We start from the raw sequence: 19997 nt of genomic DNA, 5'->3' as shown, positions 1-19997 counted from the left end.
ATCGCACCCGCCATGCCGCCCCTCGATCTGCACGTCGCCGTGTTCGGCGCCTCCGGCGCCGGCAAGACGGTCCTCCTCGCGGCCTTTTACCGGGCGCAGACGCAGCCCTCGTTCCAGCAGGAGTACGCGTACAAGATCCAGGCGGTCAACAAGGCGCAGGGCAACCGGCTCCTCGGGCGCTTCTACCGCCTCGAGGAGGGCCGGTTCCCGGAGGGCAGCACGCGCTTCGACGAGATCGAGTTCGACTTCTTCCCGCGGGACTTGCCGGAGCCGGCGGTCCGCATCCACTGGTACGATTACCCCGGGCGCTGGTGGGAGGAAGAGCCTGTCGACGCGGACGAGCGCGAGGCGATGCGCCAGGGCCTGCTCCGGCTGGGCATGAGCCAGGTGGGCATCCTGCTCGCGGACGGCGCGAAGTACCGGAGCGAGGGCACCGGGTACATCCGGTGGCTCTTCGAGCACTTCGCGGACGAGTGCGATCGGCTGCGCCGGACGAGCGCCGCCGCGGGCGAGGAGGTGAGCTTCCCGCGCGAGTGGATCCTCGCCCTCAGCAAGGCCGACCTGTTCCCGCCGGAGTACAGCGCGAGGGACTTCGAGCGCGAGGTCTGCCGCGACGCCGACGATCAGCTCGCGAAGCTCTGCGCCGTGCTCCGCGCCGAGCACGCGTTCGGGCACCGCTTCATGCTGCTCTCGTCGGTCGCCGCGCCAGTCAACGCACACGCGCACGCGCAGGTCGACCCGAGGACGTCGCTCGGCGTGCGCACCCTCGCCCCCGCGGTCCTGGTGAGCACGGTCGAGGGCGCTGTCCGCGAGGCGCAGGCCTCGCGCAAGGAGAAGTCGGCCAAGGAGACGTTTTTCCAGGGCCTGCGCGATCTCATGCAGTTCGTCGATTCCGTGGATGACTTCCTGCCGAAGCGGTACCAGATCGTGAGCAAGATCCTGAGGTTCGTCTCGATCAAGGATTTCGCGAGCACCCGGGTCGATCGGCTGAAGAAGGCGCGCGAGGACGCGATCCGGAGGGGCGACACGTTCAAGGCGGTCCTGACCGGCATGGTGGCGGCCCTGCGCGACGACGAGGGGCTGCGGGCCTACCACCAGAACCAGTAGGGCCGTTATGCTCGCGCCCGTGCCCGCCCCCGCCCGCACCGTCGATACATCGCGCCTCCTCTGGAGGACGCGCGGCGAGCACTGGGACTACGAGTTCATCTGCGTGCCCGAGATCCCGGCGCTCCCCGCCTGGCTCACCACGCTCGAGGCGATGCTCGGCGACGCCGACGCGGGCGCGGGAGAGCTGCGCTATGGCCTGCTCGAGGTCGACGGGCGCGGGCGGGAGGGCCCGCGCGCGTTCGCGTACGTGGCGGCGCGGTTCCTCGATCCGGCGCGGAGGGACTGGACCGGGCGGCAGGTTCAGCACTTCGCGGTCTGGTTCCCGCCGATCCCGCCGGAGGAGGTCGATACGCTGCCTGCGGCGGTCCCGGCGGACTGGCATCTTCGCGTGCTCGAGGGGCTCGCGGCGACGTACGGGTCCAGCGAGGTGTTCGGGTTGCCCGAGGAGGCGATCCGCGCCTGGAAGCGGAGCCATCAGGAGAGCCGGGCGGCGAGCGCGATGGCGATCGTGAAGCGCACGCCGCCGGTGGCGCTGATCGAGGGGGAGGCGGCGTCGTCGCACCAGGACGTGCGGTGGAAGAGGGGGGCGACGATAAAAAAAAAGTCTCCTGAGCCGGCGAGCGGGGTAAGCCTGGTTGTGGCGGGCGGGGCCGTGGCGGGGACAAGGCGCGGCGGAGTGCGCCGGGGGTTCGGGTGCTTCACGGCGCTCGTGATGATGCTCGTCGCCGTCCATCAATTGATGGCGTGCGGGGGGGTGATTCACCTGGGCTGAGCCCTTGGCGCGGTGTTCACGGAGACCGGTCGTCCCGGAGCGAGCACCAGACTCGCGCGCATCCGACGCCGAGCTCGTTGCATGCGCCTCCCGTCTCCGCCGGACTGCCGTGGATCAGCCGAGGCGCGCGGCGAGCGCCTGGTAGAACGCGCGACGATCCGCGTGGTCCGGCAAGCCCGAGACCTGTCCGTCGCCCACCTCGATGACCGTCCAGCCGCCGTGGAGGAGCTCGGCCACATCCAGCGTGAAGAACCGGCTCTTCACGCGCGCCGCGAGCGCGCGCAGCTCGGCCAGCGGCGCCGTCTCCGCTGCATACTCGGCCTCGTCCCAGTAGCGCAGCGAGGCGATCGGCTCGCCGTCGAGGAGGAAGATCCGGTGCTCGCGGGCGAGCGGCATCCCGCTCTTCGGGTGCCGCCCCGCCGGCGCGAGCTCGACGAACTCACGAAAGACGAGGCCGCCCTCGAGATCGCTGCCCTGGAGCTCGAGGAAGCGGCGCACGACGCGCTCGACCGCGGCGCGGTCGGAGGCCGCAGGGATGAAGCACGCCTCGGCCCACTCATGCTTTCTCGACTTCACGAAGTCCTTCAGCAGGACAGGGCCGTCGCCGAAGGGGCCGAGGAGGGTCATCACGTCATCCATCGCGATGTCGCCCTGAACCGGGAGCCAGATCGAGCGGGGCGTGTGGCCTTCGAGCGCGGGGTACCAGCCCGGGAGGTGGTGGCCGCGCGCGTAGGCGTCGGGATCGTTGACGAGGCGCACGCCGCGGGCAGCGAGGGCGCCGTGCAGGTCCGCGTACACGCCGGGCCGGAGCATCCAGCCGCGGTAGACCGCATCCTGACCCTGCGCCTCCGGCACGCGGCGGACGGCCGCGCGGCGGTCGCCGGCGACGAGCGCCTCGTAGTCGATGAGCCCGATGTCGAGGCCAAGGCCACGGGCGGCGTCCGCCTCGCTGGCGAACGCGCTGTCGGGCTGGCGAGGGGCGAGCGGGTCGGAGCAGAAGAGAAGGATCATGGAGCTCTCTCGCGGCACGGGAACGAGCGGCCGGCGTCGGGCGGCGACGGGCGCCCGAGAAGGTGGCTGAGCGCGCCGACGCCCTTTACACTCGCCGCGGCCGTCGCGCCACCACGGCGCGGCCGCAACGCATGACGGAGATCCCCAGTGAATGACCACCCCGCATTGACGCCCGGCCGCGTGGCCGTGGTGACCGGCGCGGCGAGCGGCATCGGCCTCGCCGCCGCGAGCCGCTTCGCGCGCATGGGCTTGAAGGTCTGCCTCGCCGACCTCGACGGGCCGGCGCTCCACGAGGCCGCCGCGAGCGTGGCCGCCGTCGCGGCCGGCGGCAAGGACGACGTGCGGGCGGTGCCCACCGACGTCGCCCGGCTCGAGGACGTGCAGCGCCTCAAGCAGGTCGCCTACGACGCGTTCGGCGAGGTCGCGGTCCTGATGAACAACGCCGGTATCGGCAACGGCGCCAAGCCGTGGAAGGACCACGAGCGCTGGCGGCGCCTCATCGAGGTCAACCTCTGGGGCGTGATCAACGGCGTGCAGACGTTCACCGAGGCGATGCTCGCGCAAGGGACCCCCTGCGCCATCGTCAACACGGGTTCGAAGCAGGGCATCACCACCCCGCCGGGCGACGCCGCCTACAACGTCAGCAAGGCCGGCGTGAAGGTGCTGACAGAGCAGCTCGCTCACGAGCTCCGCAACGTCGCCGGCAGCAAGATCACCGCCCACCTCCTGATCCCCGGCTACACGTTCACCGGGATGACCGCGCGAGGCCCGGAGAAGCCGGCCGAGGCATGGACCGCGGATCAGGTGGTGGACCTGATGATCGACAGCATGGGTCGCGGCGACTTCTATATCCTGTGCCCCGACAACGCGGTGACGCGCGAGATCGACGAGCGCCGCATCCAGTGGGCGGCCGACGATCTGATCCGGAATCGACCCGCGCTGTCGCGCTGGCACCCGGACCACGCAGAGGCGTTCGCAGCCTTCATGGCCGGCGCGGCGAAGCGCTGACGATCACCCGCGCGGCCTGACCTGGCCAGCGGCGGCGCGCCGCCGCGCGGTCAGCGGTCGAGCGCGTCGAGGTGCGGAGAGAGCACCTCGGCGATCCAGCTCATCACCGCGCGCACGCGCCGCGGCACGCTCCTGCCGTGCGTGTGGAGGAGGGAGACCGGCATGGGCGCGCACGTGAGGGCGGGCAGGACCTCGACGAGCGCGCCCGCGGTGATGCCCTCGAGCATCCCCACCCGCGGCGCCTGGATGATGCCGAGCCCCGCCACGCACGCCGCCCTGTAGGCGTCGGCGCTGTTGACCGTCACCGCGCTGCGCATCGGCCGCTCGCGGTAGCCGCCGTCGTGGGGGTACTCGAACGACGGCGCCTCGGGGCCGAGCGTCGACGAGTAATGCACGATGAGGTGCCGATCGAGATCCTCGAGCCGGCGGGGCGTGCCGTGCTTGCGCAGGTACGCCGGGCTCGCGCAGTTCATCATCCGCAGGACGCCGAGCCTGCGGCCGACGAGCTCCGCGTCGCCCGGGGGGCCGATGCGCACGACGCAGTCGAACCCCTCGCGCAGCGGCTCCACGCGTCGATCGGTCGTGCTGAGGACGATCTCGAGCTCGGGGTGGCGCGCGAGCAGCTCGGGCAGGCGCGGGATGATGACGTCGCGCGCGAAGTTCACCGGGAGATCGATCCGCACGCGCCCGCGCAGGGCCCTCGCCGCCTGGAACATCCCGCCGATGTCGTCGGCCTCGAGCACGAGGCGCCGCGCCCGCGGGAGGAGCGCCTCCCCGTCCGGCGTGAGGCGCACGACGCGCGTCGAGCGCTGGAGGAGCCGGCTGCCGAGCTCCGCCTCGAGGGCCTTCAGCCGCAGCGACACGCGCGCCTTGGGCATGCCGAGGTGCTCGCCGGCCCGCGTGAAGCTCTCGAGCTCCGCGACCTTCACGAAGATCTTCAGCGATTCGAGGTCGACGCTCATTGTCTCGCCTGTCGAAACAGTGTGTCGGATCTGCCGGCCTTTCTCAACCGGGAACGGAGCGCTATTCATCAGCGCAGACAGCGGCGAGCGGCCGCGTCACCCGCGAAAGGAACTGACCATGAGCACATCGAAGCGCAACCCCGTCGCCCTCATCACCGGTGGGAACCGCGGCCTGGGAAAGAGCATGGCGCTCCACCTCGCCGATCGCGGCGTGGGCGTCGTCATCACCTACCGCAGCAACGCGGCCGAGGCGACGGACGTCGTGAAGCAGATCGAGGCCAAGGGGGTCAAGGCGGCGGCCCTCGCGCTCGACGTCGGCGACGTCCGCGGCTTCGACGCGTTCGCCGGGGCGCTGAAGGCGGAGCTCGCCGGCCGCTTCGGGCGCGATCGCCTCGATCACCTCGTGAACAACGCCGGTATCGGCGTCCACGCGAGCTTCGCCGAGACGACGGAGGAGCAGTTCGACGCCCTCATGAACGTCCACCTGAAGGGGACGTTCTTCCTCACGCAGAAGCTCCTGCCGCTCATCGCGGACGGGGGGCGGATCCTCAACGTCTCGTCGGGGCTCGCGCGGTTCACCTTCCCCGGGTACGCCGCGTACGCCGCGATGAAGGGCGGCATCGAGGTGCTCACCCGCTACATGGCGAAGGAGCTCGGACCGCGGAAGATCACGGTCAACGTCCTCGCGCCGGGCGCGATCGAGACCGACTTCGGGGGCGGCGCCGTGCGCGACAACGCCGAGCTCAACAGGATGATCGCCGCCCAGACGGCCCTCGGCCGGGTCGGCCTCCCGGACGACATCGGCGGCGCGGTCGCGCTGCTCCTGTCGCCCGAAGGCGGGTGGATCAACGGCCAGCGCATCGAGGCGTCCGGCGGGATGATGCTCTGAGGCGCGCCCCGGACCGGGCGGTGCAAGCGCCTCGCGTGCGTCGCCCGGTCCGGGCGTGTCGTCTCCGTCAACTTTGTATTCGGGAACGGCACCTTCAACCCGCCGCCGCGGATCGAGACCGCGGGCGCGGGGTCGTGGTACGGCAAGGCCATGACCTCCGCGCTCGGCGCCCCTCTCCGGCTCCGCTCGAGCGCCGAGCAGGCGATTCCGCGCCGAGAGGAGAACCATGCTGGAACGGATCTGGGCTTGTCACCGCGCCGGCGGGCTCGACGCCGCGGCGGCCGCCGCGGCGGCGCCGTCGCCGGAGGACCTCTGCTACCTCGCGATGCTGGCGTTCTCCGACGAGCGCTATCCGGACGCGGCGGCCTTCGCCGCCCGCGCCGCGCAGGCGTCGCCGGGGGACGTGCTGTTCCAGGCGGCCGCGGCGCACCTCGCCCGGGTCGCCCGGGAGGGGAAGCGCAACGTCTATGTGTCCGCCGAGGGATTCGCCGCCTTCATCCGCGGGGGCGGCAATGTGCCTCTGTACCGGGAGACGAGCGCGGCGCTGGCCAGCCAGTACCCGGAGGCGCCGTTCGATCTGCTCGACATCGGCGCCGGTGATGGGATGGCGCTGCTGCCCGCGCTGACGCCGGCCGTGCGGCGGGTGACGGTGGTGGAGCCGGCGGCGCCGCTGCTCGAGCGGTGCGCCGCGGCGCTCTCGGCGCGGGGCGTCGCCTTCGAGGCGTTCGGCGGGCGGCTGCAGGACCTGGCGGCGGACCCCGGCATGGCGTCGCGGCGCTGGGCGGTGGCGCAGGCGACCTTCTGCCTGCACGCGATCGCTCCGGCCGAGAGGCCGGCGCTGCTCCGCTGGGCGCGCGCGCACTGCGATGTGCTGCTCGTCGCCGAGTTCGACGCGCCGCGCATGGATGAGCCGCTCGCGCCGGACACCGTGCGACACGTGCTCGAGCGCTACCGCGAGGGGCTGGCCGAGTACGCCGGCGCCGATCTCGAGGTGGTGGCGCAGGGCTTCCTGATGCCGGTGCTCTTCGGCTACGCGGACCGTGGCGCCACCCGCACGACGTTCGAGCACCCCATCGACGACTGGGCGGCGCTGCTGCAGGAGGCCGGCTTCGCGCGCGTCGAGCGCCGGCTGCTTTACCCGTACTGGTGGGCGCCGGCCTGGATGCTGGCGGCGCGAGCCGCCGCGACGAAGAGCAATAGCTCTTAACACTACTTCATCGAACACCCATGCTGGTTTCATGGGGTCATGCGCTCCGCGGGCGTGTCTTGACCGCCCACAGAACGATACCTATCGAGCCGTCGTGAGCCGGGGCGCCTGTCGCGCCTGGCCACGCTGGCTCGAGGAGGATTCGAATGCGTTATCTGTACGCAGCGGCGGCGGTGTGCGTGGGTGTCCTTGGTCCGGGTTGCGTCGTCGAGGAGGACGCGGCCACGTGCGAGGAGTGCGGGGAGGCTGACTCGGCGCTCAGCGCCGGAGCGGCGGCGGCGCTCGGGTTCGAGACGCTGAGCGGATGGACGGCCAGCGCGGGCTCGCTGTCGCTGAGCGCCACGCGCAGCGAGGGGAGCAGCGCGCTCTCGGTCGCGAACGCGGCATTCACGGTGATCCAGAGCGCGCCGCTCTCGATCACCGAGCCGATCAAGAGCGCTGTCTCGCTCGACGTGCGCGTGCCGGCGCAGCAGCCGAACCCCTGGTGGGCCGGCGAGGTCACGCTCGCTGTGCAGGCGCCGTCGAAGAACGTGTGGCAGAGCCTCGGGACCAGGCCGCTGACAGGCCTCGCGCAGGGCACGTTCCATCGGCTCGCGTTCGACGTGCCCCCGGCCGTCCAGCAGGCGCTGTCCAGCGGGGCGTCGGACCTGTCGTTCTCCATCAGCCTCAACGTGCCGTCCGGCAGCGGGCCGCACCTCCTGGATCGGCTCGATGCCGTCAACGTGGCTCCGCAGATCCAGGCCGATGTCACGGCCGCGGTCGTGACCAACGCGTCGGGCGCGGCGCCGGTGAAGGGCGAGCCGCTGAAGATCACGCTCACGGTGACCAACACCGGCGCCACGTCGGGCACGGTCGAGCTCCGGCCGCTCCTCACGAGCGCCCGGTTCAACGATTTCACGGGCGTCTCGGCCGGCACCGTCAGCGTGACGCTCGCCGCCGGGGCGACGCAGCAGGTCACGCTCACGTCGGGGCCGATCCTCGTCGACGCGGCGCAGGCCAAGCGGTTTGCCCTCGGCCGCGGCGATTACACCCTCGCCGGCGTGAGCGTCGAGCCCGCGGGCGGCCCGGCGTCCGTCGACAACACCTTCACCGGCAAGAATTTCTCGATCGGCGCGAGCGACGTGATCTTCAATGCGGTGGTCTATGACCAGGCGTACCTGAACGCCATCGGGTACACCGGCACGGCCGAGGCCTACCTTGTCGAGGCGTTCACGAGGCCGAGCGAGCTGTTCACGCCCTCGAGCCCCGGATCGAGCTCCGGCACCTACGCGCTTCATCAGGGCGGCTTCGATCAGATGATGGGCGTCCGTCAGGTCTTCCACACGATCGGCGGGCTCCCCTCGAACCCGTCGAGCGGCGGTTTCTGCGAGCATGTCGGCGCCTATGCGCGCACGGCCCTCGGGCTGACGCGAGACTGGGATATCGACGAGGCCGGTGGCAACTACACCGATCCCGATCACCACGGGTTCGACATCCTGGTCGGCCTCACGCCGGAGCTCGGCGGCGGCGGCGCCTGCGGGTGGCTCGGCGTGCAGGTCAGCGGGCTGTTCGGCTTCGACCTGTCGCTGAACCGCAGTCAGGTCATCGCCGTCCACGAGACCGGGCACCTCTTCGGCGCCCCGCACTGCGACCCGCTCCAGGGTTACGTGATGTGCGGCGCCGAGCTGCACGAGCACTACATCGAGGACGATCTCTTCGTGTGGCACGTGGACTCGCTCGACGTGATGCAGAACCTCTGGGAGTGAGCGCGTCCCGGTGAGCCTCGGCGCGCGCAGCCGGCCCGCCCGCCGGCTGCGCGCGGCGCGGCGGTGCTTGCGCGCCGCGCGGCCGTGCTATGTCGAGCCGCATGACGACGCCGCGCATCGCCGTTGTGGGCCACGTGGAGCACGTGACGCTCGGACGCACCGAGGGCATCCCGAGATCGGGCGACATCGTCCACCTGCAAGACACGCGCTTCCTGCCCGGCGGGGGCGGCGGCGTCGCCTTCGCGCAGCTCTGCCGGAGCGACGCCGAGGTCCACCTGTTCACGGCGCTCGGGCGCGACGAGGCGGCGCGGGCCGTCGAGGAGCGCATCCGGGCCGCGAACGAGCGCGTCCACATCCACGCAGCGCGGCGCGGCGTGGACCACCCGCGCGTCGTGATCGTCGTCGACGCCGACGGGCATCGCACCATCATCGTCACCGGGAGCCCGCTCCAGCCCGCGGCGACCGATCCCCTCCCCTGGTCTCTCCTCGCCGACTGCGACGCCGTGTACTTCACCGGCGCCGATCCCGAGAGCCTGCGCCTCGCGCGCGCCGCGCGCCGGCTCGTGGTGACCGCCCGCAGGAGCGCGGCGCTCCGGGCCGCGGCGGTCGCGCCCGAGGTGGTCATCGGCAGCGTCGAGGATCCGCGCGAGAACGCGCCGCTCGACGCCTACGATCCGCGCCCGAGCGCGCTGGTGCTCACCGATGGTCCGCGGCCGGTGCGCGTGCTCCGCGACGGGGGCACGACGCTCGTGGACGCGCCGCCCGCGCCTGCCAGGGTGGTCGGCGACTATGGCGCCGGCGACAGCTTCGCGGGAGCGCTCACGTTCTTCCTCGCCCACGGCCTCTCGGTCGAGGAAGGCTGCCGCCGCGCCGGCCCGCACGGGGCGGCGGTGCTGCGGGGGATCGATCCGCTGGAGACGCAGACTCCCCTCGTCGCGCCGTGAATCATGGCCACATGCAAGCGCGGCGCGCGTGTGCAGCGCATCCGGGTCCTGGATCTATCGCTGCCGAAGCCTCCGCCAGGCGGCTTCGAGTGGATCGAGGCCTATCGACTCTTCCGGCACGGCAACCGGTGAACGAAGCGCCCGCCCGGGGACGGGGCTGAGGCATACAGGCCAGACGCGCGCTCGCTCCTGCCGCCCGAGACCTGCGTTCACTCGATGGGTCCACGCGCGCAGCGGAAGCCGACGCGGCTGTCACGCCACGATGGCTCATGGCGGGCGCGGTCGGCCGCGCGCACATGCGCAGGGCGCACGCTGCGCCACGATCCCCCGCGCAGCACGCGGGCTTCCCCTTCTGCCGGGCCTGTCGGGTCGACGTCAGGCTCCGTCGTCTTTCGGTACGGACCGTAGCGATCCCAGCACCACTCCTGGACATTGCCTGCCATGTCCAGGAGGCCGAACGGCGAAGCGCCGCTCGGATGCATTCCGACGGCGCTCGGGCCGGCGCGCTTGCCGCGCCCGAGCTCGTCGTCGTGCCCGTCCCAGCAGAGCTGGTCATAGGGAAGCGCGTTGCCCCAGGGATAGGCCCGGCCGTCGTGGCCCCGGGCCGCGTACTCCCACTCGGCCTCCGTGGGCAGGCGGTAGCCGTCAGCGCCACGATCCCACTGGACCTCGCCGCCCTCGACCCGGTATGCCGGCGTCAAGCCATCCCGCTCGGAGAGGGCGTTGCAGAAGCGGATCGCGTCCTCCCAGCTCACGTCGATCACGGGCAGCTCATCGCCCTCTATCGTGCTCGGGCTCTTTCCCGTCACCTCCCGGTACTGCCGCTGGGTCACCGGCACCCGCGCCATCTCGAACGCCGCGATCACCACCGCATGGCGCGGGTGCTGGTCGTCGAGCGCGCCGGGCTCCTTCGCCTCGCTGCCCATCAAGAACCGCCCCGGTGGGATGAACACCATGTCGAGCGTCAGGCGCCGCGCGGACTCCCTGGTCGAGATCGCCAGCCCGCCCTGTCCCGCTCCGAGCATCTCCTGGATGCGCCGCAGGAGCTCGTGCGCCAGCGAGCGCCGGGAGACGCTGGTTTCCTTCATCCGCGTCCCGGGCGCGCCGCTCATCTCCTGCTCCAGGGCCGCGCGAAGCGCCCCGAGCGAGGCGCCGTCCAGCGCCGAGAGCATCGCCTCGGCGGCCTGCATCGCCCAGAACTGCTCGAAATCGGAGGATGCCCGGACGATGCCCCGCATCACCAGATCGAAGCAGGCGGGATCCGGGTCGACGAACACGCCCGGGTCGACAAACACGCCCGCGAGCGCGACGATCCTGTCCCCATCCCCGCCGGCGTTGAACCTCTCCGAGAGCTCCGCTGGCGTGAGCGCCGCGCTCCTCAGCGTCTCGCAGAGCTCGTAGACCAGGCCGTCGAGCTGCGCCGTCCGCTCGGCGCCAGCGGGCGTCGTGCGCCGGAGCTCCTCGTAGCGCCTCGCGCTCGCCTCGATGCGGTCGAGCAGCGTCCATGCCGCCTTGAACCGGCCCTCCATCAGCGCGAAGACGCGCTTTCGACAGCCACGGTTTGCGTCCGAGCGCTCCTGCGTGTCGAGCAGCCGCGCCGTCAGCACGAGCCCTGCCACCGCACGTCGCGCCGCCGCGCCCTGGTCGAGCCCGGGCAGCGTCTCGTAGCACGCGAGGAGCTGCCGGAGCGCTGTCGCAGCGCCCTCCATCTCCAGTCGCTCCCGCTGCAGGCACGCGTCCAGCGCCTCGGCGGCGACGGGGAGACGGTACGCGCGGCAGACGAGGTAGCCCGCGACGCGCACGGCCGCGTGATCGGCGGCGAGGAGCGGGAGCACCAGGTCCAGCCGCGGCGCGAGCTCGGCGGCCCGGAGGGCGCGCTCGATGCCCAGGGCGATGCGGTCGCCTTCCATCGGCGACGGCGCTGCCAGGCACGCCTCTGCCCAGCGAACGGCGATGTCCTGGACCCACCGCTGATATTCGTCGGACCCGAGGACGTGCCGCGTCGCCTGGATCCAGGCGAGATACGCGGGGTCCAGCTCGGGGACGGAGGCCGTGGCGCCCACGCCGTCGTCGAAGGCGCGGCCGATCGCCCCGCGGGCGAGCGGCTGCGCGTGCCGCGCGAGCAGCGGCGTGAGCAGGGCGAGCACCCTTTCCCGGGGGGACCAGCCCTCCGCGCCATGGAGCGTCAGCCAATCCTCGACCAGCCAGGGTGCCATGGCCGGCAGGGTCGCCTCGATCCGCTGGAGCTCTACTTGGAGCGCCTCCTGGAACACTGACGCTGGAGCCGTGGGCGCCGCAGTCGACACGGCATGCGCGCCGGTCGCCCTGAGGAGCTCGTCGATCAACAACTCGATCGCGCGCGGCGTGTGGGCCCGATACGACTCGATCGGGAGCGATGCGTAGACCTGCACCTGCAGAGCCCCCACGAGACTCGCCATGCCGGACGCGAGGAGATTGTAATTCGATCTCGCCGCGGGATTGTGCAGCGCCAGCACGGCCATCACACGATCCACCAGCGAGCGCGTGTCCGACTTGAACCGAGGCCCCCTCTCCAGCAGCCGGAGCGCGCGCGCCTGTGTCGCCACGGGCGCATCCGGGCCCGGAGGGCGCGCCCGCAGGGCTTCAGCGATCCGTTGCGAGACGCCGCCTGTCCATGGCAGCGGAATCACCGGCTTGCCGCGCTCCTTCGCGGCGGTCGCGAGCGCCGCCACGAGCTCGGCGCCCCTGACGATGACCAGCGCGTCGCAGCGGCGGAGCACCTCTTCTGTCCACCCCTCGCGCGGCGAGGCCGCGACCTCGATGACGCGCCCCCCCCGGAAGACAGGCTGCATGCCGCGGCGGACCACCTGCTCCAGGTGCCCCTCGATTGGGCGCCCGAGGCGCTCGACCTGCGCGGTGAACGCGCGCGCCGTGACCTCATCCACGCCGGGGTAGCCGCCCGTCAGCAGCCCATGGCCCGCGTCGGCGAGCGCCTCACCGAGCGCCTCGGCGGCCCAGGTCGTCACGTCGTCGAGCGACAGGCTCGGAAAGCTCCCCGCGCCTGCGACCAGCACCCGCAGCCCCCTCGGCGACGCGGCGGGCGCCGGCCCCGGGGCGCCCGGCAGGACCGTCTCCGGGCCGCGGTCAACGCGCTCCGCGATCGCCTCGACCGGCACCGGCACCGCCAGGCGCACGCCCGCCACCTCGGTCGCAGGGCCATGCTCCGCCACGAACGCCGCCAGCGGCCGCGGCTCCCCGCGGCCCCACGCCGCCATGGCCTGCGCAAATTGCAGCAACGCTGGAAACTGCGCCAGCGGCTCGGCCAGGCCCTCGATCAGCGAGGCCATGCGGATCCACGACGCGAGATCGTCCGCGCCGAGCTCCGCCAGCATGCCCACGAGCAGCGCCGCGGTCCGTTCGGGCGCGCCGTACGCCAGCGCCGTGAGGCGCTGCGTCTGGGCGAGGGTCCGGTCGTAGGCATCCTCCGCGTACAGCGCCGCCGCCGCCGCATCGATCAGGAACCCCGAGAGCTCCTGCACGCGCTGCGGGCCCAAGCGGGGCTCCTCGACAAGCCGGCGGCGCAGGGCGGCGCGGACGTCGGGGGCCATCTCGTAGAGCTCCTCGCCGATCTCCGCGCAGAGCGAGGACAGGAGGAGATCGGCGACCGCGATCCACGGCACCCCGAGCGGCTGGCCCCGGACGTCGGCGCGGAACGCCGCCCAGAGCTGGTAGGCGAGCTCCGGGGTCAGCGCCGCGGGGAAGGCGGCATGGCAGGCGAAGAGCTCGTGCGCGGGGCCGAAGCGCGCGCGGAACGCGTCGAGGAGCCGCGAGACGCGGTCCGGGCGGACCCGGCGGCGAGGCTCGGGCTGCACCTCAGGGGCCTCCGTGCGGATGGGGGCGCCGGCCGCGCAGCACGCGGAGCGCCGCGTCGAGGCCGGCGCGATCGGCCTCGAACATGGGGATAACCGCGCGGACGGCCTGCGCGCTGGTGCCCGGCCATCGATGGCGCGGGACGGGGTTGATCCAGGCGACCCGCCGGAGCTGGGCGCGGAGCTCGCCGAGGAAGCGGCCGGTCGCCTCGATGCGCTCGGTGGAGTACGCGCGGCGCGCGGCGCCGGCGTCGCTGACGACGAGCGCACCGGTGACGGCGCGCGGGCCGGCGGAGAGGACGTCCCGCAGGAGCACGAGCTCGCCCCCGGCGCCCTCGCGGTGGACGGCGAGCCCTGCGTCGAGCTCGAGCGGCGTGTTGTCGAAGTACCACACGCCCACGTGCGCGAGGCGGCCGCCCCGGCGCGCGGTCTCCACGAGGCGCCGCGTCAGCACCTGGAAGGGCGTCATGGACCCGTGCCGATCCACGAGCAGGAGGAGGCGCTCCACGTTGGTCCGACGCGCCACGAGCGCGGGGCCGAGGAACACGCCGTCGCGCGCGATCTGCGCGAGCGTGGCGTCGACGTCGGGCTCGGTGCGAGGGCCCCGGCGCTCCATGCGGCGCAGGCGGCGCCACGCTTGCCGCATCTGCCGGGGGCTCACGGGCAGGTACTCGTCCGGCAGCGCGCGGCGCAGGGCGGTCGGCTCGACCTCGCCCGGCGCGCCGCGGAGCATCGCCAGCGCCAGCTCCAGCGCGCGGCCGCGCGGCGGCGGGCGCGCCTCGGTCGCGGCGGGCGCGGCGGGCGCGGCGCCGACAGCAGGCGCCGCGGCCGGCGGCGGCGCAGCGGGGGAGCCTGCTGCCGACGCGGGCGGCGGCGGCGCGGGCTCGGGCGCGACGGCGGCTGGCTCCGGCGCCGGTCGCATGCGGCGGGCGGCCGCCTCGACGGTGCGATCGAAGAGGCGCTCCAGCAACCGGGACTCCTCGCGCGTCCCCGTCCAGAGGAGCTGGCACAGGCGCAAGAGCGCCCGCGTGTCGTCGAGCCCCTCGCCCATCCGCAGGGCCCGCAGGAGCTCCAGGTAGTCGCGGGTGCCGAGCGAGAGCCCTGCCTCGCGCAGGTCCTGGAAAAGCTCGAACAGGGGCAGCTCCTCCGCGGCGAGCGGCGGCGCGGGCCCGGGCGTCGCCCCGCCGCTCACCGCGCGCCCTCGTCGGCCGCGCGCTTCGCGAAGCGCGCGTGATCGTCCCAGCTCTTGAGGAGGACGCCGGGGAACGGCAGCGCCCCCGCCAGCAGGCGCAGCGCTTCGTCCTCCGGGCGGGCCGCGAGCACGCGCACCCAGTCGAGCAGCTCGCTCGTGCCGACGCGCTTGCCGCCCTCGCCCTTCTCCGCCGCCATCCTCGCGCGGAGCTCGCGAAACCGCCGGATCGCGGCGTCGAGGAGGTCCTGCTTCAGCGCGGGGAAATGGGCCCGGACGATCGTCAAGAGCTGCTGCTCTCCGGGGAACTCGAGGTAGTGGAAGACGCAGCGCCGCAGGAACGCGTCCGGCAGGTCGCGCTCGTCGTTGCTGGTGATGACCACGAGCGGGGCGTGCTTCGCGATCTTCGTCTCGTCGATCTCGTCGATCCGGAACCGCCGTTCGTCCAGCTCGACGAGCAGGTCATTGGGGAAATCGATGTCGGCCTTGTCGATCTCGTCGATGAGCACCACGGCCGGCTGCTCGGCGACGAACGCCTGGCCCAGCGGGCCGAGGCGGACGTAGCTGCGGTCGTCGCGCGGCTCGACGAGGCGGGCAGCGACGAGCTGGGCGTCGCGGAGGCGCCCCACGGCGTCGTAGGTGTACAGGCCGTCGCGCGCGCGGCTCGTGGATTTCACGTGCCACTCGAAATAAGGCAGCCCGAGCTCCGCGGCGATCGCGCCCGCGAGCCGCGTCTTGCCGCAGCCGGGCTCGCCCTTGAGCAGGAGCGGGCGCTCGAGGAGCTGGGCGATGCGCACCGCCTCCACGAGCTCCGGGCTGGGGATGTAGGGCCGAACGCCGAGGCCTCCGCCCGGCGCGGGCTCGCGTCCCTCATAGGATCGTCTGGGCTGGCTCATGGCTGAAACCACTCTTTCTGAAGATCGCTCTGGCGATACCAATCGTAGGGCCACCGCTGACAGAGCTCGTCCACGACGTCGCACGGCACGCCGCTGCATTCCTCGAGGATGTCGAACAGCAGGTCGGGATCGTTCAGGTGGGGCGGCACGCCCCCGGCGATGTGCGCGTTGATCCACTCCTCCAGGACCCTCACGTCGAAGCACGGGAGATCCATCCGGAGCGGCCTGCGGGGGGAGTCGTCCTGCCGCGCGGGCGCGGGAGGAGCGCCCGGAACGCTCGTGTGGACGAGGAGGAAGGCGGCGATGCACGTCTTGCCCGGAGGCCGCGCGCGAGCCTCCGCGGCGTCGATGAGCGGCGACCAGAGGCCGTCCAGCAGCGCGGTGAGGCCCGCAGGGCCGAGCAGATCGACGTTGTCGAGGACGAGGACGACGCTCTGCTGCGGCCAGAGCCTGCAGATCTCGTCGACCACGCAGCGGGTGAGATCGGCGTCCTGGACCTTCGGCCGGAGCTGGCGCCTGAGCCCCGCGAGCAGGCCGTCCAGCGAGTGATCCACGGCGGCCGCGCGGAACGAGTGCCGCAGGATCATCGGCTTTCCGGGGCGCACGAGGTCGCGGAGGCGGTGAGAGAGCCAGTACAGGCCGTGCTCGGAGTCGCCCTGGATGAGGACCGACGCGAGCCGGTGCGCGTCCAGGCGCCGCTTGAACTCGGATCGCTGCCGCGCGAAGTCGAGCGCGCGGATCACCCGCGCGAACTGCTCCCGCGCGACACCGTCGCGCTGGGACCTCAGCTCCGCGATCTGCCCTTCGTACTGGAGCCGCGACGCCTCGTCGGTGTTCTCGGCGTGGGCCGCGCGGAGGCGCACTTCCCTCGTGAGCAGATCGCGGACGTGGTCCTCGCGGTCCAGGCAGCAGGCGAGCAGGGCGTCGAGCCCGTCGTGCAGCTCCCCGAGCTCGGAGACGGTGCCCTCGAGCTCCTGGATACGGCGCTCCAGGGCGAGCTGCTGCTCCGGGCGCGCGGTCACGTGCTCGCTCCGCAGCCGCTTCAGGACGTCGAAGATCCTGTCGATGGTGGACTGGAGCAGCGCCTCGATCACCCCTGCCCTCGCTCCGCTAGGCGTCGCCGAGCTCTGCGTGGAGACGATCGAGCCGCTGGGTATCGGACTCCGCCGCGCGCTCGGCGTCGTCGATCTGGCGCTCGATCCGGAGCTGCTCCGCGGGATCGGTGGAGAGCGCGCGGGCGGTCCGCAGCCGGCCGATCAGGGTACGCCGGAGCTCGAAGGCGGGCATGAGGCTGTCGATCTCCAGCTGGACGCGCTTGCGCCTCCACCCGGCCGCCGGCGCCGGCGCGGCCGCGCCCTTCGCCGCAGGCACCCGGCACAGCGTGAAGCTCTCGGTCCTGTCGACCCAGCTCAGGACGGGGTGCTGCGACGCGGGCGCGCGGCCCGGGACCTCGCGCAGGAGGTAGCTTATGACGTCGAGCGCCCACGCGAAGCCGAGGTACGAGGGCGCGCTGCCCTGGAGCGCCTCGAGGAGGCACGCGGTGAACACGCTGTTCGAGGCGCCTTGCCGGATGTACGACTTCTCGTCTCCGCGACACGAGGTCAGGACCATCTGCCCCGCGCCGCTCCGGAGCCCGTCGATCTCCGGCAGGCCGGACTTCGCGAACGCCGCGACGCTCGCGCCGTCCTTGGGCCTCGGGAGGCCGGCGGCGTGGCAGCAGTCGAGCAGCACGAGCAGCCGCTTCGCGGGGACCGCGCGGATGCGCGCGGTGAGCTCGTCGCCCGAGACACCGGTCTCATCGCGCCGCGCCTCGTCCCAGCCGTGGGGCAAGAGGTAGTATCTCGCCATCTCCGCGGTAGGCCCGAAGCGACCGCCGTGCCCCGAGTAGTAGATGATGGCGGTCGCCTCGGGATCGCCCAGGGTGCGCTGGGCCAGCAGGTCCAGGGCCGCCAGGATCCCCGTCCGTGTGGCCTGCGGGCCCGTGAGCACGTCGACCTGGTCGTCCGGGTAACCGGCGCGCGCAGGGTCGCGCAGCAGCGCGGCCAGGTCCTCGGCGTCCCTGGCCGTGACGGGGAGGTCGCCGCCGACGCCCACGAGCAACGCGTACCCGCTCGAGAAGGCGGCGCTCATCAAGCCGGATACCGGGAGACGCTGAACGCGATGTAGTTATGGGCGATGGGGACCGCCGGGTTGTCGCGCGCCACGAGGTGCTGGCCCTGCGCGTTGTAGGCCCACTGCTGCCAGCACGACGCGGTGATCTCCTCGGGCGCCTGGACCGCGAAATAGGTGCCTTCGCGGAGCCGCGCGCCGGTCGCCGAGCCGCCGAAATCGAGCCCCAGGTAGAAATCCTGGACCGAGACGTTGCGATGGCGACCGGCCAGCGCGCGGGTGATCCCCACGGCCATCGTCGAGAGCGGCGCCAGCGCGGGCTGTACGGTGGAGAGGAGCTGAAGCCCCCGCCGCATGGAGTCCGACTCGAGGACGCCGAGGAGCGCCTCGTCCTGCTCGTTCTTGACGTTGACCGTGTGGCAGCGGAAGCCCACCCCGCCGGCGCCGACGCCCAGCCCGAGGAAGATGGGGTAGCCGACCACGGCGGCGCTTTGCCCCTGCTGCGCCCGGAGGACCATGTTGAAGTGCAGGTCGTCTTCCCCGCCCTCTCGCTGGTTCCTGGCGTAGAAATCGAAGAGGATCCGGTGCACGCCGCGGCCCGGGTACGCGGCGACGCGCAGGCGGTCGAGCCTGACGGCGATGCGCGCGTTCTGGAGCGCGGGATCGGCCTTGATCTGGCTCGCGGGCTGCACGTCGACGAGGCCCGAGCCAGCGGCGGCCGGCGGGAGGAAGCCGAACGCGTGCGACGTGTGCTCCCACGGGTCGGGCACGGACGCGAAGAACCCCTTCGTTTGCGCCTTCACCTCGGCTTCCGCCGGCGGATCGAGCGCGCGGAGCGCCGCGGCGCGCTGCTCGGGGGGCAGGCGGCCGATCACCGGGAGGTCGTCGAACCAGCGTTGCTCTTCGCCCATGAATCCACCCCTTCGTCCCGCGGCGCGCCCGGAGCGCGCGATCATCGGGGATCCCCCACCGTTTGGACCACACGCGAACCGGTCCAGTCAAGTACGCGGGCCTCCGTCCATCTGCCACCCTCGGCGCGCTCACCGGCGTGCGGTTGCATGTGCCAGGTGAGGACGGGGGCCCCGCCCTCCGGGCGCGCTGTCACCGCAGCGTGACAGCCGCTGTCCGCGCGCCGGTCACCTGTCGCGCCGCCGTTACGCCGCCGTACCGCTTCGACGGGACGGGCGCGGGCGATCCGCCGTTGTCGCGCCTTTCGCGGGCGTGGCACGGCGGATGCTCTTTACCTCGGCGCGCGGGGCGGCGAGCATTGACCCCTTGCATTCTTGGCCGGCGAACGCGCCGGAACGGCGGCTTGAAACTCTCTGGATGAGGAGATCGCAATGAAGCGCTCTGTCTTTGCGCTCGGGATGATGATGGCGGTCGGGCTCCTCCCGGCGGCGTGCGGGCCGGCGTCGCAGATCGAGGGCGAGCTCGCCGGGCCGGGGCTCAGGGCGATGGCGGGCAAGCCTGGATCGGAGGACACCAACGGCACCCCGAAGCGCGCGTGGCACACATGGAAGGAGCCGCTGGTCCGCGCGCTGGGACGCCCGCTGCTGCAGGCTGACGGCACCATCAGCCCGGTGGTCCTCGCCACCGGGCTCCTCGACGGCCCGGACGGCGAGGGCGTGGGCGGCGGGGGCGCAGGCGGCGGCGGCGACGGCGACGGCGCGGAGGTGCCCGGCCACGAGGTCTTCGACCATGCGGTCCGCTGTGCCCTCGCGAGCGGCACCGCCGTGACCCACAACGGGACGCTCTACAAGGGGCTGGGCATGGTGAAAGACGCGTCGGGCTGGATCAAGGAGGGCCTCGCCGACCACGTGAAGGACAACGTGCTGGAGTGCGTGATCGCGTTCGTCAACGACAAGACCGACGGCGTCAACGTCCTGCTCACGGGCCTCAACGTCGAGGACGACGAGGGCGATCACGACCCGTTCATCTACCCCGAGGCGGTCTGGTGCGCGGACGCCGCGTCCGGCGCCGCCGTCGATGTCTACGCCACGCGCTCGTTCATGTCCCGGTGCGGGATGGATCCCGAGGCCGCGCTGGAGCAGCGGTACTGCTACGAGAAAGGTAGCTGCGGCCTTAATTACAAGGGGCTCCTGGAGCTGAACGCGGATTGTGTGCGCGTGGGACCGGCGGAGAACGGTCATTACAAATGCAATCACAAGGCGTGCACGATGACGTGGCTGAAGGAGCCCAAGCCCGAGTGGTGCGTGCCCCCTCCCACGGCCCCGACGCCTCCGACTCCCCCCACACCGCCGCCGCCTCCGCCGCCTCCGCCGCCCCCGACGCCCATACCCCAGTGAGCCC

The 19997-nt window shown here is 72.5% G+C and carries 17 protein-coding genes; 9 read left to right on the top strand and 8 right to left on the bottom strand.

Going from position 1 to position 19997, the window contains the following annotated elements:
- Window positions 1-12: 12 nt before the first annotated feature.
- The gene (locus WME96_RS16485) at window positions 13-1107 is read left to right on the top strand and encodes a TRAFAC clade GTPase domain-containing protein (protein ID WP_437291067.1); all 1095 of its coding nucleotides are present in this window, start codon (window positions 13-15) and stop codon (window positions 1105-1107) included.
- A 19-nt stretch (window positions 1108-1126) separates the two neighbouring features.
- Window positions 1127-1879, top strand: a complete 753-nt coding sequence (locus tag WME96_RS16480) for a hypothetical protein (RefSeq protein ID WP_437291066.1) — start codon at window positions 1127-1129, stop codon at window positions 1877-1879.
- Window positions 1880-1993: 114 nt separating this feature from the next.
- Here WME96_RS16480 and WME96_RS16475 read toward each other — a convergent pair whose 3' ends face one another.
- Window positions 1994-2890 (bottom strand): ATP-grasp domain-containing protein, encoded by an 897-nt coding sequence (locus WME96_RS16475; protein WP_437291065.1) that lies wholly within the window; start codon window positions 2888-2890, stop codon window positions 1994-1996.
- Between the two features lie 147 nt (window positions 2891-3037).
- Here WME96_RS16475 and WME96_RS16470 point away from each other — a divergent pair, with 147 nt between their 5' ends.
- Entirely contained in the window at window positions 3038-3898 is an 861-nt protein-coding gene (locus tag WME96_RS16470; RefSeq protein ID WP_437291064.1) for an SDR family NAD(P)-dependent oxidoreductase, read from the top strand.
- 50 nt (window positions 3899-3948) lie between these two features.
- Here the strand turns inward: WME96_RS16470 and WME96_RS16465 are convergent, their stop codons facing one another.
- On the bottom strand, window positions 3949-4860 hold the full coding sequence (locus WME96_RS16465; RefSeq protein ID WP_437291063.1) for a LysR family transcriptional regulator: 912 nt from the start codon (window positions 4858-4860) through the stop codon (window positions 3949-3951).
- Window positions 4861-4978: 118 nt separating this feature from the next.
- Between WME96_RS16465 and WME96_RS16460 the strand changes: the two genes are divergently transcribed.
- From WME96_RS16460 to WME96_RS16440, 5 genes are all read left to right on the top strand, one after another.
- Window positions 4979-5749, top strand: coding sequence for an SDR family NAD(P)-dependent oxidoreductase (locus tag WME96_RS16460; RefSeq protein ID WP_437291062.1), 771 nt, complete (start codon window positions 4979-4981; stop codon window positions 5747-5749).
- A 226-nt stretch (window positions 5750-5975) separates the two neighbouring features.
- A complete protein-coding gene (locus WME96_RS16455; protein ID WP_437291061.1) occupies window positions 5976-6956 on the top strand; it encodes a class I SAM-dependent methyltransferase in 981 nt (326 codons plus the stop codon).
- Between the two features lie 146 nt (window positions 6957-7102).
- Complete coding sequence (locus WME96_RS16450) at window positions 7103-8701, top strand: hypothetical protein (RefSeq protein WP_437291060.1); 1599 nt, start codon at window positions 7103-7105, stop codon at window positions 8699-8701.
- 101 nt (window positions 8702-8802) lie between these two features.
- Window positions 8803-9645 carry a PfkB family carbohydrate kinase gene (locus WME96_RS16445; protein ID WP_437291059.1) on the top strand — a complete coding sequence of 281 codons (843 nt, stop codon included), beginning with the start codon at window positions 8803-8805 and terminating at the stop codon, window positions 9643-9645.
- Window positions 9646-9648: 3 nt separating this feature from the next.
- Window positions 9649-9777 carry a hypothetical protein gene (locus WME96_RS16440; RefSeq protein WP_437291058.1) on the top strand — a complete coding sequence of 43 codons (129 nt, stop codon included), beginning with the start codon at window positions 9649-9651 and terminating at the stop codon, window positions 9775-9777.
- Window positions 9778-9854: 77 nt separating this feature from the next.
- On the opposite strand, the gene WME96_RS16435 is transcribed toward WME96_RS16440, so the two are convergent.
- The 6 genes from WME96_RS16435 to WME96_RS16410 are packed head-to-tail and all read right to left on the bottom strand — an operon-like array spanning window position 9855 to window position 18598.
- A complete protein-coding gene (locus WME96_RS16435; protein WP_437291057.1) occupies window positions 9855-13496 on the bottom strand; it encodes an SUMF1/EgtB/PvdO family nonheme iron enzyme in 3642 nt (1213 codons plus the stop codon).
- Between the two features lies 1 nt (window position 13497).
- A complete protein-coding gene (locus WME96_RS16430; protein WP_437291056.1) occupies window positions 13498-14685 on the bottom strand; it encodes a VWA domain-containing protein in 1188 nt (395 codons plus the stop codon).
- Window positions 14682-15578, bottom strand: coding sequence for an AAA family ATPase (locus tag WME96_RS16425; RefSeq protein WP_437291055.1), 897 nt, complete (start codon window positions 15576-15578; stop codon window positions 14682-14684). The genes WME96_RS16430 and WME96_RS16425 overlap by 4 nt, the downstream gene beginning before the upstream one ends.
- The gene (locus WME96_RS16420) at window positions 15575-16672 is read right to left on the bottom strand and encodes a hypothetical protein (RefSeq protein ID WP_437291054.1); all 1098 of its coding nucleotides are present in this window, start codon (window positions 16670-16672) and stop codon (window positions 15575-15577) included. Before WME96_RS16420 ends, WME96_RS16425 begins: the two co-directional genes overlap by 4 nt.
- 16 nt (window positions 16673-16688) lie before the next feature.
- Entirely contained in the window at window positions 16689-17708 is a 1020-nt protein-coding gene (locus WME96_RS16415; RefSeq protein WP_437291053.1) for a caspase family protein, read from the bottom strand.
- The gene (locus WME96_RS16410; protein ID WP_437291052.1) at window positions 17708-18598 is read right to left on the bottom strand and encodes a hypothetical protein; all 891 of its coding nucleotides are present in this window, start codon (window positions 18596-18598) and stop codon (window positions 17708-17710) included. The genes WME96_RS16415 and WME96_RS16410 overlap by 1 nt, the downstream gene beginning before the upstream one ends.
- A 429-nt stretch (window positions 18599-19027) precedes the next feature.
- Between WME96_RS16410 and WME96_RS16405 the strand changes: the two genes are divergently transcribed.
- Window positions 19028-19993, top strand: coding sequence for a hypothetical protein (locus WME96_RS16405; RefSeq protein WP_437291051.1), 966 nt, complete (start codon window positions 19028-19030; stop codon window positions 19991-19993).
- Window positions 19994-19997 lie beyond the last annotated feature (4 nt).

Source organism: Sorangium sp. So ce406 (genome assembly GCF_051474675.1).
GTDB classification, from domain to species: Bacteria; Myxococcota_A; Polyangia; order Polyangiales; family Polyangiaceae; genus Sorangium; species Sorangium cellulosum_G.
The sequence above is the reverse complement of the archived record's forward strand: the minus strand, read 5'-3'. Positions and strand labels throughout refer to the sequence as shown.